15 protein-coding genes and 1 tRNA gene are annotated in these 13,333 nt (G+C 30.2%); 13 read left to right on the top strand and 3 right to left on the bottom strand.

What is annotated here, in order from left to right; translation table 11 throughout:
- Positions 1-23: 23 nt before the first annotated feature.
- Positions 24-707 carry an aspartate/glutamate racemase family protein gene (locus tag L8T82_RS00200; protein WP_263725611.1) on the top strand — a complete coding sequence of 228 codons (684 nt, stop codon included), beginning with the start codon at positions 24-26 and terminating at the stop codon, positions 705-707.
- Positions 707-1,774, top strand: coding sequence for a tyrosine-type recombinase/integrase (locus L8T82_RS00205; RefSeq protein WP_263725612.1), 1,068 nt, complete (start codon positions 707-709; stop codon positions 1,772-1,774). Before L8T82_RS00200 ends, L8T82_RS00205 begins: the two co-directional genes overlap by 1 nt.
- A 24-nt stretch (positions 1,775-1,798) precedes the next feature.
- On the opposite strand, the gene L8T82_RS00210 is transcribed toward L8T82_RS00205, so the two are convergent.
- Complete coding sequence (locus L8T82_RS00210; protein ID WP_263725613.1) at positions 1,799-2,668, bottom strand: DMT family transporter; 870 nt, start codon at positions 2,666-2,668, stop codon at positions 1,799-1,801.
- 86 nt (positions 2,669-2,754) lie between these two features.
- On the opposite strand from L8T82_RS00210, the gene murA reads away from it, so the two are divergent.
- Positions 2,755-4,011, top strand: a complete 1,257-nt coding sequence (murA, locus tag L8T82_RS00215; protein WP_258107352.1) for a UDP-N-acetylglucosamine 1-carboxyvinyltransferase — start codon at positions 2,755-2,757, stop codon at positions 4,009-4,011.
- Complete coding sequence (locus L8T82_RS00220; protein ID WP_263680986.1) at positions 4,008-5,168, top strand: molybdopterin molybdotransferase MoeA; 1,161 nt, start codon at positions 4,008-4,010, stop codon at positions 5,166-5,168. The genes murA and L8T82_RS00220 overlap by 4 nt, the downstream gene beginning before the upstream one ends.
- A gap of 30 nt (positions 5,169-5,198) precedes the next feature.
- Here the strand turns inward: L8T82_RS00220 and L8T82_RS00225 are convergent, their stop codons facing one another.
- A complete protein-coding gene (locus L8T82_RS00225) occupies positions 5,199-5,495 on the bottom strand; it encodes an invasion antigen C (RefSeq protein WP_039668370.1) in 297 nt (98 codons plus the stop codon).
- Between the two features lie 108 nt (positions 5,496-5,603).
- On the opposite strand from L8T82_RS00225, the gene L8T82_RS00230 reads away from it, so the two are divergent.
- The 9 genes from L8T82_RS00230 (at position 5,604) to L8T82_RS00270 (ending at position 12,720) form a co-directional block, all read left to right on the top strand.
- Positions 5,604-5,678, top strand: a tRNA-Gly gene (locus tag L8T82_RS00230).
- 72 nt (positions 5,679-5,750) lie between these two features.
- Positions 5,751-6,419, top strand: coding sequence for a flagellar basal body P-ring formation chaperone FlgA (gene flgA, locus L8T82_RS00235; RefSeq protein ID WP_263662435.1), 669 nt, complete (start codon positions 5,751-5,753; stop codon positions 6,417-6,419).
- The gene (locus tag L8T82_RS00240) at positions 6,416-6,994 is read left to right on the top strand and encodes a UbiX family flavin prenyltransferase (RefSeq protein WP_263680985.1); all 579 of its coding nucleotides are present in this window, start codon (positions 6,416-6,418) and stop codon (positions 6,992-6,994) included. The genes flgA and L8T82_RS00240 overlap by 4 nt, the downstream gene beginning before the upstream one ends.
- Positions 6,994-7,473, top strand: coding sequence for a pantetheine-phosphate adenylyltransferase (gene coaD, locus L8T82_RS00245; RefSeq protein ID WP_263671339.1), 480 nt, complete (start codon positions 6,994-6,996; stop codon positions 7,471-7,473). Before L8T82_RS00240 ends, coaD begins: the two co-directional genes overlap by 1 nt.
- Positions 7,464-8,048: a dTMP kinase gene (gene tmk / locus L8T82_RS00250; RefSeq protein WP_263671341.1), complete on the top strand. Its 585-nt coding sequence runs from the start codon at positions 7,464-7,466 to the stop codon at positions 8,046-8,048. Before coaD ends, tmk begins: the two co-directional genes overlap by 10 nt.
- Complete coding sequence (gene hisS / locus L8T82_RS00255) at positions 8,041-9,267, top strand: histidine--tRNA ligase (protein ID WP_263680984.1); 1,227 nt, start codon at positions 8,041-8,043, stop codon at positions 9,265-9,267. Before tmk ends, hisS begins: the two co-directional genes overlap by 8 nt.
- Positions 9,264-11,093, top strand: coding sequence for a biosynthetic arginine decarboxylase (gene speA / locus L8T82_RS00260; RefSeq protein ID WP_263725614.1), 1,830 nt, complete (start codon positions 9,264-9,266; stop codon positions 11,091-11,093). Before hisS ends, speA begins: the two co-directional genes overlap by 4 nt.
- A complete protein-coding gene (gene cysE / locus L8T82_RS00265) occupies positions 11,090-11,692 on the top strand; it encodes a serine O-acetyltransferase (RefSeq protein ID WP_263725615.1) in 603 nt (200 codons plus the stop codon). The genes speA and cysE overlap by 4 nt, the downstream gene beginning before the upstream one ends.
- Positions 11,689-12,720, top strand: a complete 1,032-nt coding sequence (locus L8T82_RS00270) for a UDP-N-acetylglucosamine--N-acetylmuramyl-(pentapeptide) pyrophosphoryl-undecaprenol N-acetylglucosamine transferase (protein ID WP_263725616.1) — start codon at positions 11,689-11,691, stop codon at positions 12,718-12,720. The genes cysE and L8T82_RS00270 overlap by 4 nt, the downstream gene beginning before the upstream one ends.
- On the opposite strand, the gene L8T82_RS00275 is transcribed toward L8T82_RS00270, so the two are convergent.
- A complete protein-coding gene (locus L8T82_RS00275; RefSeq protein ID WP_263680981.1) occupies positions 12,713-13,330 on the bottom strand; it encodes a YggS family pyridoxal phosphate-dependent enzyme in 618 nt (205 codons plus the stop codon). The two genes, L8T82_RS00270 and L8T82_RS00275, sit on opposite strands and share 8 nt — an antisense overlap.
- Positions 13,331-13,333 lie beyond the last annotated feature (3 nt).

Here is a 13,333-nt window from a genome sequence, read left to right on the forward strand (position 1 = left end):
ATATTAATTTTAAAAGGAAAAAATTGAAAACCATAGGTTTAATAGGCGGAATGAGTTATGAAAGCACACTTAGCTATTATGAAATTATCAATAAATTAACAAATGAAAAATTAGGAAAATTACATAGTGCTAAGATAGTTTTAACTAGCGTTGATTTTGAAGAAATAGAAGAATGTCAACGAAAGAATGATTGGCAAAAAGCAAGTGAAATTTTAACCCAACATGCCCTACTTTTGCAAAAAAGTGGAGTTGATTTTATATTAATTTGCACTAATACTATGCATAAATGTTATGAAAATATACAAAAAAACATTCAAATTCCTATCTTACATATAGCTAAAGCTATGCTTTTAGAACTTCAAGAGCAAAATATCGATAAAGTATTGTTATTAGGGACAAAATACACTATGCAAGAAGATTTTTATAAACAACTTTTAATTAACTCAAAGATTGAAGTTTTTATTCCCAAAAATAATGATATTTTAAAGCTTAATGATATTATTTTTAATGAACTTTGCAAAGGTATTATAAATGAAAAATCAAAAAGATATTTATGTGATTTGATTGCTCAATTTTCGGAGGTTCAAGGAGTGATTTTGGGTTGTACTGAACTTGGTTTGATTATAAAAGAAAGCTCTAAAAAGCTATTTGATAGTGCTTATATCCATGCTAAAATGGCTACTTTGAAAGCTTTGGAGAATGAGTGATGAAATATCCTCTAGATTGTGAAGAAAATTTTGAAAGGTCATTTTTATTTTGGCTTTGTAGATATGTGAAATTTAAGCTTAATTCTTTATCAAATAAGGAATTAAAAGACCCTCAAGCTTTGGCTGTAGTAAATTTAGCCTTAAGCAAGGGTGTTAAAAATATACAAGAGCTTGATGCTTATGTAAAAAAAGCAAGAAATGCAGGACTTAGCGGTGTAAATACGTATTTTAATCCTTTGAAAAAACTTTATGAGTATTTGTTATTTTACAAGCTTTATTCGCTAAAACAAATCGATGAAGAGCTTTTAGTAGAAATTTTAGCAAGTATTAGCGCTTCTTTATCTGATGCGAGTAAGAAAAATTATCGTATAGCTGTGATTAATTTTTTTGCATTTTTAGATAAACAAAACGAAGAAGATCAAAAAGCACATATTTTTGATATCAACCTTAAAAATTGGGCAGGTGTAAGTGGCTCTAAAGGAGTTAAACTGCCTGAGTATATGAGCGAAGATGAAGTGAGTAAATTTTTAGATGCTATTGATAATACAGATTTTAAAAGTAATATCATACGTAATCGTTTGATTATTAAAATCATCATTTTTACAGGAATTAGGGTTAGTGAGGCTATTAATATAAAATTAAAAGATATTAGCGAAGAAAATGATCTTTATATTATACGCATTAGAGCTAAAGGCAATAAATATCGCGTTGTGATGATTAAAAAAGAGCTTATAGAACATCTTTTAAAAGATGTAAGAGTAAATTATCTTTCTTGTGATGGACTTTTATTTGTCAATCGCAATGGTAAAGCCCTAACCCAAGCTTATATTTCGCGTATAGTAGAACAAATTTTATTTAAAGCAGGAATTCGCAAGCAAAAAAACGGAGCTCATATGTTAAGACACACTTTTGCTACCCTACTTTATAAAAAGCAAAAAGATTTAGTTTTAGTCCAAGAAGCACTAGGGCATGCGAGTTTAAATACTTCAAGAATTTACACGCACTTTGATAATGAAAAGCTAAAATTAGCTGCAGAGGTAGCCAAAAAACTTCACGATAGAACCTAGATAATTTTATCTAGTATTTTTTAATCACTTATTCTTAGTGTGTTTTTTGGCATTTAAAAACACACTAAGAATGATCAAAGCAAAAGCAAAAAGATCAATCACGCTATAAATAGTTCCTAAAAATAAAAAACTCATAAAAGCAGCAGCCACAGGTTCTATACAAGCTATCATACTAGCTTTAAAAGCCCCTATTAATTCAACTCCTTTTAAATATAAACAAAAAGCCCCTATTGTACCTATAAATACAATCGCGCTCATAGCCAAAAAGGAGTTTAAAGAAAAATCATGTTTTGGGATATTTCCTTGTAATAATACAAAAAGCAAAAAAGAAGCAAATAAACTAGCCAAACCCATGATTAAAAATAAGCCATATTTTGCTATGATAAGTCTAGCACTCAAAGAATAAAACGCTACTCCAAGAGCTCCAAAAAAAGCCCAAATAACACCTCTTATGTCAAGTTTTAATGCATTAATATCCCCATTTGTTATAAGTAAAAATAAGGCAAAAAGTATTAAAAACAAAGCGATTAGCTCTATTTTTTTAGGTAAAATTTTATTTTTAAAACACATAAAAAGCATTATGATTAATGGTGCGTTGTATTGTATCATCGTGGCAGTTCCTGCATCGGTATAATAAATAGCCTTAAAATAACCATATTGAGTTATCAATAAACCAAAGATAGAAAAAATTAAAAGAGAGCTAAGTTCTTGTTTTTGCTTTAGCAATTTTAATTTGAAATTTTTTGCACCCAAAATTATTAAAATAACACCGGTAAAAAGCAAACGATAAAAACTTACCCATTCAGCAGAATAATGATTTTTAAACAAATACTCAGCCAAAACTCCACTTATGGCCCAAAATATCCCACCAAGTATGACTAGAAAAACTCCCAAAAAACACCTTTAATCTTATTAATTTATATAATATTTGTAGTAAAATATTATTATATCATTAAATGTATATATTTCAAGGAAAATTAATGACTTATTTAGAGATTGATGGTGTTGAAAAATTAAATGGAGAAGTGATAATAAGTGGTGCAAAAAACGCTGCACTCCCTTTGATAGCTTCAAGTATTTTAGCTAAAAATGAAGTGCAAATTTCAAATTTACCAAATGTAGCAGATATTTGTACCCTACTTTCTTTGCTTGAAAATTTAGGGGCAAATTATACTTTTAAAGATAATTTTGCAAAAATAAATACAAAACATTTAAATAAAACCATAGCAAAATACGACATCGTGCGTAAAATGCGTGCCTCTATACTTACCTTAGGGCCTTTACTAGCTAGATTTGGAAATTGTGAAGTTTCTTTACCGGGAGGTTGTGCTATAGGCCAACGCCCTATTGATTTGCACCTTTTAGCTTTAGAAAAAATGGGAGCTAATATTGAGATTAAACAAGGCTATGTAGTAGCTAGTGGAGGGCTTAGGGGTGCTGATGTGATGTTTGATAAAATCACTGTTACAGGCAGTGAAAATATCATTATGGCAGCAGCCCTAGCTCATGGTAAAACTAGACTTTTAAATGTTGCTAAAGAGCCTGAAGTAGTGCAACTTTGTGAGGTTTTAGCTAGAGCCGGACTTGATATACAAGGCATAGGATCTTCTGAACTTGAAATTTATGGCACAAGTGGAGAACTTTTAGAATTTAAACCTTTTGAAATCATTCCTGATCGTATTGAAGCAGGAACTTATTTGTGTGCAGGAGCTATCACTAACTCAAAAATCACTCTAAAAAAAGTCAATGCAAGCCATCTTAGTGCAGTTTTAGCAAAGCTAGAGCAAATGGGTTTTAGCTTTGATATTAATGAAGATAGTATTAGTATAAATCCTGCTAAAGAAATCAAACCAGTTGAAATTTTAACTAGCGAATATCCAGGTTTTCCAACGGATATGCAAGCACAATTTATGGCTTTAGCTTTAAAAGCAAATGGTGCAAGTATTATTGATGAGAGATTATTTGAAAATCGTTTTATGCATGTAAGTGAGCTTTTAAGAATGGGAGCTGATATAAGATTAAACGGGCATATTGCTACTATAAATGGTACTAAAGAGCTTTTGGGGGCTGATGTTATGGCTACTGATTTGCGTGCGTCTTCTGCTTTGATTTTAGCAGCTTTAGCAGCTAAAGGCACAAGCAAAATTCATAGAATTTATCATCTTGATAGAGGATATGAAAATTTAGAAGAAAAATTTAAAAAACTAGGCGCAAGTATAAGAAGGCTTGAAGAATGAGAGATATTTTTGCAACTTTAGATTTTTTAAAAGAACAAATCAAAGCAAAAAATGAATTTCAAAGAGTAAATTTAACACAGGCTTTGGGGTGTATTTTATATGAAGATGTTTTTGTGAAAAAAAACCTACCCGCTTTTGATAATTCTGCCCTAGATGGCTATGCGCTAAATTATATACATAAGAATGAATTGCTAAAAATAAAAGGAAGTATTTTAGCAGGCGATAAAAATGATTATATTATAGAAAAAAATGAATGCTATAAAATCATGACAGGAGCTAAAATTCCTCAAAATGCAAATACCATTTTAATGTTTGAAGAAGCTTTGCTTGAAGATGAAAAGCTCAATGCCAAAAACGCTAAAGAAAACAATGCCATCCGTTTTAAAGGCGAGGAAGCAAAGCTTGGAGAGCTTTTGTTTAAAAAGGGGCAAAAAATCACCTCAGGTATGGTAGCTATGCTTGCTGCTCAAGGAATTTATGAGCTAAAAGTAGTTAAGAAAATGCGTATTGGGATTTTTTCAAGTGGAGATGAGCTTGTAGAACCTTGGGAAAATGCTGATGAATACAGCATATATAATGCAAATGCTTTTGGTATTTATGCTATTTTGCAAGATTATGCTGATGTTGAGTATTTAGGACTTATAAAAGATGATTTAAATGCATATAAAAAGCTTTTAGAAAATAAAGAATTTGATATGCTTATAAGCAGTGGTGGAGCTAGCGTGGGTGAGGCTGATTTTATCAAACAAGCTTTACTTGAGTGTGATTTTAGCTCTATTTTTGAAAAAGTAAATGCTAAACTTTGCAAGCATGTAAAACTTTTTAGCAAAAGCGATATGCTTTTTCTAGCCCTACCAGGAAATCCTTTAGCCTCTTTAGTTTCAACGCATATTTTTGCAAAAAATATACTCAATTTGCTTTATGGTAAAGATTTTTTGGAATTTGATAAAGCAAGATTGACTAAAGATTTAAATTTCAAAGGTCAAAGAAATGATTTTGCTTTTGGAAAATTAGTCGATGGATATTTTAAACCAAGTGAAGCTAAATTTGGCTCAGGTATGCTAAAACCTTTATGTGAAAACACGCATATTTTAATCACGCAAATTGATGATACAAAATTAGTAAAAGATCAAGAAGTTAAAGTTTTAAAAATTTAATAGGGTATTGCACTACCCTATTTTGAATGATTAACTTCTTGCTTTATCTAAAGTTTTAAAAAGATTGTTTAAGATATTTTCTTCATTTTTTTGGTATTTGCTTTGGCGTAATTTCTCCCAAGCATATACGCTATAATCTTTAGAAATCGAACCTATATTTAAATCTGTATTACTAAAAGCATTATTGCTATCTTTTTTATACTCTTTTTCCTCTTTGTCTTTAAGTGCATTAAGTGTAGCTTGAAATTCATCTGAAGATGTGTTTTTTTCTTTGATTTTTGTCATATTGTTTAGGGCTAGCGGACTATTTTTATCATTTACTTGCATGAGTTGCTCCTTTTAAAATTTAATAACTACAAGCAAAAAACATTCCTTAATTTTAAAAACTTGACAATAAAATAAAGTTTTGATAAAATCACACTCTACTTTCAAAATGCGGGAATAGCTCAGGGGTAGAGCACAACCTTGCCAAGGTTGGGGTCGCGAGTTCGAATCTCGTTTCCCGCTCCACTTCTTTTAACTAAAATCAAACTTTTTTGATGTATTATATAATTAATATATTTTATATAAGAGGTTGCTGTATTGTTTTTTAAACAAATCATTCTAGTTTTATTTTTCTATACTTTAAGTTTTGCTTCGAATTTTGATGAAGTAAAATTAGCTTTGATTAAAGAATTTAAAATAAATTATCCGCAGTTAGAAATCATTTCTTTGGATCTTAACACTCAATCAAGTTTGCCTGCTGATTTTAATCAATATATTTTTTTAAAGCTAGGTAATCATAATTTTGATAGAGCCGATGGTTTTATAAAGGCTGAATTTAAAACTCCAGAGCAGTTTAAAAAAAATATATTTTTTAAGTATTTTTTAAAGGCAAAATTAGAAGTTTTGCAAACTACGCGTCCTATTTCGCGTAATGAAAATTTAAGTCCTGCTAGTTTTAAAATTTTAAAAATTCCTTTTGATAAAGCCCCTCAAGGTGTATTAAAAAAAGATGAAATCGCAAATTTAATAGCCAAAAGCAATATAAGAGAAAATATGATTTTAAAATATAATATGTTTAAAACCAAAACCCTTATACAAAGAAATGATTCTGTTTATGGTATTATCAAAGATGGGGATTTAAGCATGATGATAGAATTAAAAGCCTTGCAAAGTGGGAATTTAAACCAAAGAATTCGCCTTAAAAACAAAGATGGAAAAGTCGTGCATGGTAAAGTTATTAGTAAAAATTATGTGGAGCTAAAATGAAAAAAATTTTAGTAGGTATTAGCGGGGCTAGTTCTTGTGAACTTGGTTTTTTATTGTTAAAACATTTAAAAGAAAAAGGGCAAATTTATGCCATTGTGAGTAAAAATGCAAAAATAAGCTTTACAAAAGAAAATTCTCTTTTAGAAAATATAGACTTTTTGCAACACATAAAAGATAAATTTGAGCTTGAACATGTAAATTTTTTAGATAATGAAGATATTAGTCAATGCGTTGCAAGCGGATCTTTTGGCATAGAAACGACTTTTATCACACCTTGCTCGATTAATACTTTGGCAAAAATTGCTTGTGGTATAAATGATACTTTACTTACAAGAGCTGCAGGAGTGGCTTTAAAAGAACGTAAAAAACTCATACTTGGGGTAAGGGAAATGCCCTATTCTACTTTAAATTTAGAACAAATGGCTAAACTTTCTAGCTATGGAGTTATCATTGCTCCTCCTGTAATAGCAAGTTATGCTAAGGTTGATAATTTAGAAAAGTTATATGAATTTATCATAGGAAAATGGCTTGATTTAGCAAATATCGAGCATAATTTATACCAAAGGTGGCAGTGATGGCTAGTTGTGTGTATCCAGGAACATTTGATCCTATCACTAATGGACATTTAGATGTTATCATTAGAGCTAGCAAGATGTTTGAAGAGGTGGTAGTTGCTATAGCTAAAAGTGAAAGCAAAAAGCCTATGTTTGGCTTGGAACATAGAGAAAAAATGGTAAAAATTGCTACAAAAGACTTAAAAAATGTTAAAATTACAACTTTTGATAACTTACTAGTAGATCTTGCTAAAAATTTGCAAATAAATATCATTATAAGAGGCTTAAGAGCAGTGAGTGATTTTGAGTATGAATTACAACTTGGCTATGCAAATCACATGCTTTGGGAAGATTTTGAAACTATATATCTTATGCCAAATTTAAAAAATTCTTTTATTTCAAGCTCCATAGTAAGATCAATTTGTGCTCATAATGGTGATGTGAGCAAGCTTGTGCCAAAAGAAATTATACCTTTATTAAAGGAGAGAGATTGTATATAGCTTTTGAAGGGGTTGATTGTGTGGGTAAAAGCACACAGATAGAACTTTTAAAAAAATATTTTCATAATGCATTTTTTACTAAAGAGCCAGGTGGAAGTGAGCTTGGAGTGCATTTGAGAAAAATTTTATTAGAAAGCAAAATACATTTTTCTAAAAAGGCTGAGCTTTTGCTTTTTTTAGCAGATAGAGCAAATTTAATCGACATGCATTTAGCACAAAATAAAAACAAACTTATCATTTCAGATCGTAGTTTTATTTCCAATATGGCTTATGCAAGATGTGATTTTGATCAAAATATTTTATTTGAGTTAAATTCTTTTGCCACAGGTGGACTTTTTCCACAAAAGGTTGTGTTTTTGCATGGCTCTAAAGAGCTTATCGCACAAAGACTTTCTAAAAAAGATCTAGATAGTATTGAAAAAAGAGGGGTTGAATATTTTTTAAATATACAAAATGCCCTAGAAGAAACTTTAGAGTTTTTAAAAACTAAGATAGATATAAAAATTTTAAAATTAGATGCTTCTTTGAGTATTGAAATTTTACATGAAAAAATTAAGGATTTTATAGATGATTAATGCTTTAAAAGGAATGAAAGATTTACAAGATGATCAAGCTACTCTTTATGAAAAAGTGGTAAAAACTTGTGAAGAAGTAGCTAAAAACTATGGTTTTACTTTTATTAATTGTCCGCATTTAGAACTTACTAAGCTTTTTAAAAGAAGTGTTGGAGAAAGCTCTGATATAGTTGGCAAAGAAATGTATGAATTTGTTGATAAAGCAGGCAATGAAGTGTGTTTAAGGCCTGAAGGGACAGCTGGGGTGGTAAGATCATACATAGAAGCTAAAATGGACAAGGCTCAAAGTGTTAAAAGATGGTTTTATCATGGCTCTATGTTTCGCTATGAAAGGCCACAAAAAGGAAGATTGCGTGAATTTCATCAATTTGGAGTAGAAAGCTTTGGTGTGGCAAGTGTATATGAGGATGCGAGTATTATTTTAATGCTAAATGAAATTTTTAAACGCTTAGAAATTCACACAAGTTTGAAGATTAATTCTTTAGGCTGTAAAGAATGTATGGGTGTATATAAAGAAAAACTCATAGCTTTTTTAAATTCTAAAGAAGGTTTTTGTGAAGATTGCTTAAGAAGAAAAGACTTAAATCCTATTAGAGTGCTTGATTGTAAAAATGATCATTGTCAAAGTTTAATCGAAAATGCGCCAAAACTAAGTGAAAATTTATGCTCATGTTGCAAGAAAGATTATGAAAAATTACAAAAACTTTTAAAAGAAAATGATGTTGAATTTGAATGTGATGAAAAATTAGTGCGTGGGCTTGATTATTATTCTAAAAGTGCATTTGAGTTTGTTAGCGATGAAATCGGTGCAAAAGCTGCCGTAGCAGGTGGTGGAAGGTATGATAGATTAATTGAATACTTAGATGGTAAAAGTGGTTATGGCGTGGGTTTTGCTATGGGTATAGAAAGGATTATGGCTATTTTAGAGCAAAAACAAAGCGTAAAATCAAGAGAAGGAATTTATCTTTGTGCTATGGATGAAGCTTATATAGATACTATTTTTAAATTAGCAAATACTTTAAGAAAAAAACATAAAGTATATATAAGTTATGAAGCAAAAAAACTTGCAAAGCATTTAAACCAAGCAGATAATGCTAATGCTAAAATCTTTTTGTGTATAGGTGAAGATGAAATGCAAAAAGAAGAGATTTTTTATAAAAATTTAGAAAATAAAGATACTAAAAATATAAAATTAGCAAATTTGGAGAATGAGTTATGATTGATTATGGTATTAATATTTGGGGTGCAAATAATTTTATCATCGAAAATGGCAAAGTATGTGTAAATCATGGTAAAAAACCTGCCATTATAGATATAGTAAATACTTTGCGTGATGATGGCTATAAGGGGCCATTATTGCTTCGTTTTCCTCATTTAATCCATAAGCAAATTGAGCAGATTTATGAAAAATTTTCTAAAGCAAAAAAAGAATTTAACTATAAAGGTTCTTTTAATGCTGTGTATCCTTTAAAAGTTAATCAATATCCAGGTTTTGTAAAAAATTTAGTCAATCTAGGCAAAGAATACAACTATGGCTTAGAAGCAGGAAGTAAGGCTGAGCTTTTACTAGCTATGGCTTATAATAATGAAGGCGCTCCTATAACAGTTAATGGCTTTAAAGATAAAGAACTTATAAATATGGGCTTTATAGCGTGTGAAATGGGTCATAATATCACTTTAACTATGGAAGGGCTTAATGAGCTTGAAGCAATGATTGAAATTGCTAAAAATCGTTTTAAGCCAAAGCCAAATATAGGCTTAAGGGTGCGCTTGCATTCAGCTGGAGTAGGAATTTGGGCAAAAAGTGGTGGTATAAATTCAAAATTTGGTTTAACATCCACTGAACTTATTGAAGCGGTAAATCTTTTAAAAGCTAATAAACTTTTAGAGCAATTTACTATGATACATTTTCATTTAGGCTCACAAATTACTGAAATTCATCCTTTGAAAAAAGCTCTAAATGAAGCGGGTAATATCTACACCGAGCTTAGAAAAATGGGGGCAAAAAATTTAAAAGCTATTAATCTTGGTGGAGGTTTAGCGGTAGAATACTCTCAGTTTAAAAACGAAACAAGCAGAAATTACACCTTAAGTGAGTATGCAAACGATGTTGTGTTTATTTTAAAAGGTATTGCAGAACAAAAAAAAGATTTAGAGCCTGATATTTTTATAGAAAGTGGGCGTTTTGTAGCAGCAAATCATGCTGTTTTAGTAGCGCCTGTTTTAGAGCTTTTTTCTCAAGAATACACAGAAAGCAAGCTTTTATTAAAAGATAAAAACCCAAAACTTATTGATGAACTTTATGATTTGTATAAAAACATTAAAGCTTCTAATGCACTTGAGTATTTACATGATAGCATTGATCATATGGAGAGTATTTTAACCTTGTTTGATTTGGGTTATGTAGATTTACAAGATCGCTCAAATAGTGAAATTTTAGTACATTTGATTATGAGAAAAGCTATTTCTTTGGTGGGTGATCAAGCTGATTTATCGAGTTTGCAAAATGAAGTGCAAGAAAAATATTTAGTGAATTTTTCAGTATTTCAGTCTTTACCTGATTTTTGGGGTTTAGAGCAAAATTTCCCTATCATGCCACTTGATAGACTCAATAAAAAGCCAACTAGAAGTGCAAGTATATGGGATATAACTTGTGATAGCGATGGAGAAATTTCTTATTCTAAAGATAATCCTTTGTTTTTACATGATATTGATGTAGAAGCTGAAGATTATTTTTTAGGATTTTTCCTAGTGGGAGCTTATCAAGAAGTGCTTGGCATGAAGCATAATCTTTTTACACATCCAACTGAAGCTTGTATAAGTATTAATGAAAAGGGTTTTGAAGTAGAAAGCGTGCTAGAGGCTCAATCTATTTTAGATACCTTAGAAGATCTTGATTATGATGTGCATGCAATTATGGACAATATTAATGAAAAAATTTATGCTTCAAAACTTGTAAATGAAAATCAAAAAAAACATATTTTGGGTGAAATTTATTTATTTTTAAATGATAATGGATACTTAAAAAGTATAGGTTCTAAATGAGTATTTTTAAACTAATCAAAGAAGATTTTTCTATGCCAAAACAAAAAGATCCTGCATATAGATCTTGGATTGAATTAGTTTTTAACTATCCTGGTGTTTGGGCTGTGGTAAATTATCGTTTCGCGCATTTTTTTTATATCAAAAATTATAAACGCATAGCAAGAATGATTAGTGGAATTTCTCAGTTTTTAACAGGGGTTGATTTGCATCCTGGAGCTACGCTAGGTAGAAGGATATTCATAGATCATGCAATAGGTGTGGTAGTAGGTGAAACAGCTATAATTGGTAATGATGTGATTATCTATCAAGGAGTAACCTTAGGTGGCACAAGTTTAGATAAAAATACCAAAAGACATCCTACTATAGAAGATGGTGTGATCATAGGCTCTGGGGCTAAAATTTTAGGTAATATTACCATAGGTAAAAATGCAAAAATAGGTTCAAATGCAGTTGTATTAAAAGATGTTGGGGCAAATTTAACAGCTATTGGTATACCTGCTTATATTAAAGAATTTCAAATAAGCCAAAAAGAGAGAATTCAAAAACTAGAGGAAAAAATTAAATTTTTAGAAGAAAAACTAAATAAAGAGGACAAATGATAGCAATTACAGGTGGAGGCACGGGAGGGCATTTGGCTATAGCTAGATGTTTATTGCAAAGCGCAAGAAAACAAGGCATAGAATGTATTTACATAGGAAGTGAAAATGGCCAAGATAGACTTTGGTTTGAAAATGAAAATGGTTTTTATAAAAAATATTTTCTAAGCTCTCAAGGCGTTGTTAATAAAAAAGGCTTAGCTAAAGTTCAATCATTTTTACATATTTTAAAACTTGCAAGAACAACAAAACAAATTTTAAAAGAGCATAATATTAAAGTAGTTTTTAGTGTGGGTGGATATAGCAGTGCCCCAGGCGCTTTTGGTGCTTTAATGGCAAATACTCCACTTTTAATCCATGAGCAAAATTCAAAAATAGGAAGTTTAAATTCACTTTTAAAGCCTTTTTCTAAAGCTTTTTTTACTGCTTTTGATGATCAAATTAACAAAGCAAATACTTTCTTTTGTCCTTATCCTATCAGCGAGATTTTTTCTCAAAAAGCAAGAGTGAGAAAAGAATTAAAAAATATTATTTTTCTTGGTGGCTCTCAAGGGGCTAAATTTATTAATGACCTTGCTTTAGAAAATGCTTTATACTTTAAAGAAAAAGGTATAAATATCATTCATCAATGTGGTAAGAATGATTATGAAAGATGTAAAAAAGCTTATGAGGATTTAAATGTCAAAGTAGAGCTTTTTGACTTTGATAAAAACATTATGGATAAAATTTTTAAAGCAGATTTAGCTATATCAAGATCAGGCGCAAGTAGTCTTTTTGAGCTTAGTGTAAATTTACTTCCTTGTATTTTTATTCCTTATCCATATGCGGTTAAAAATCATCAATATTTTAATGCTTTGTATTTAAAAGAGCGTAATTTATGTGAAATTTTAACCCAAGAAGAAAAACATCAATTTTTAAATTTAGTAGAAAATTTCTCATTAGAAGAAAAATCTTTAGCCTTGCAAGGATTAAAAAGCGAAAATGGCGCAGATTTTATGATAGAAAAAGCAAAACAAATGGGGTTTATTTAAATAAAATACTCCCCAAACGCACCATATTTGAACCACATTTTATAGCTAGTTCAAAATCCCCACTCATACCCATAGAGCAAATTTTTGCCCCGTGTTTTTGTAAAATTTCATAGATTTTAAAAGTTTGCTCAAAGCTTTCTTGAACTTTTTCCTCATCCATAGAGCCTATACACATAATGCCTGTAAGGTTTAAATTTTTACACTCTTCTTGTATTTGTAAATACTCTTCTATGGCCTTATTTTGCTCTATGCCACTTTTAGAACTTTCATTGGCAGTATTAATTTCTAATAAAGTATCTAATTTATAATCAAGTCTTTTATCTACGGCTTTGGCGATTTTTAAGCCATTGCAAGATTGCCAAAGTAATGGGTTTTGTTTGATTAAAAGATTGATTTTGTTACTTTGAAGATTGCCTATAAAATGCCATTTGATTTCTAAACCTTGAAGTTTTTCTTTTTTTAAAGCTAAAGCTTGGACTTGATTTTCTCCAAACTCTACAACACCTTGCTTAAAAAGCTCTCGAATTTGTTCATCTTGAACATACTTGCTAGCTGCTACTAAACGCACATTTTGTTTTATGGTTTTTTCAAAAATACTTTCTAAATTCATCTT

The organism is Campylobacter sp. IFREMER_LSEM_CL292, from assembly GCF_025771615.1.
GTDB lineage: Bacteria > Campylobacterota > Campylobacteria > Campylobacterales > Campylobacteraceae > Campylobacter_D > Campylobacter_D lari_D.

Bases quoted from the DNA above. Each gene is read 5' to 3' on its own strand.
- L8T82_RS00225 (WP_039668370.1), bottom strand. From the start codon at position 5,495: ATGCAAGTAAATGATAAAAATAGTCCGCTAGCCCTAAACAATATGACA.
- L8T82_RS00240 (WP_263680985.1), top strand. From the start codon at position 6,416: ATGAAAAAAATTTTAGTAGGTATTAGCGGGGCTAGTTCTTGTGAACTT.
- coaD (WP_263671339.1), top strand. From the start codon at position 6,994: ATGGCTAGTTGTGTGTATCCAGGAACATTTGATCCTATCACTAATGGA.
- murA (WP_258107352.1), top strand. From the start codon at position 2,755: ATGACTTATTTAGAGATTGATGGTGTTGAAAAATTAAATGGAGAAGTG.
- L8T82_RS00275 (WP_263680981.1), bottom strand. From the start codon at position 13,330: ATGAATTTAGAAAGTATTTTTGAAAAAACCATAAAACAAAATGTGCGT.
- L8T82_RS00220 (WP_263680986.1), top strand. From the start codon at position 4,008: ATGAGAGATATTTTTGCAACTTTAGATTTTTTAAAAGAACAAATCAAA.
- L8T82_RS00270 (WP_263725616.1), top strand. From the start codon at position 11,689: ATGATAGCAATTACAGGTGGAGGCACGGGAGGGCATTTGGCTATAGCT.
- L8T82_RS00205 (WP_263725612.1), top strand. From the start codon at position 707: ATGAAATATCCTCTAGATTGTGAAGAAAATTTTGAAAGGTCATTTTTA.
- cysE (WP_263725615.1), top strand. From the start codon at position 11,090: ATGAGTATTTTTAAACTAATCAAAGAAGATTTTTCTATGCCAAAACAA.
- speA (WP_263725614.1), top strand. From the start codon at position 9,264: ATGATTGATTATGGTATTAATATTTGGGGTGCAAATAATTTTATCATC.
- hisS (WP_263680984.1), top strand. From the start codon at position 8,041: ATGATTAATGCTTTAAAAGGAATGAAAGATTTACAAGATGATCAAGCT.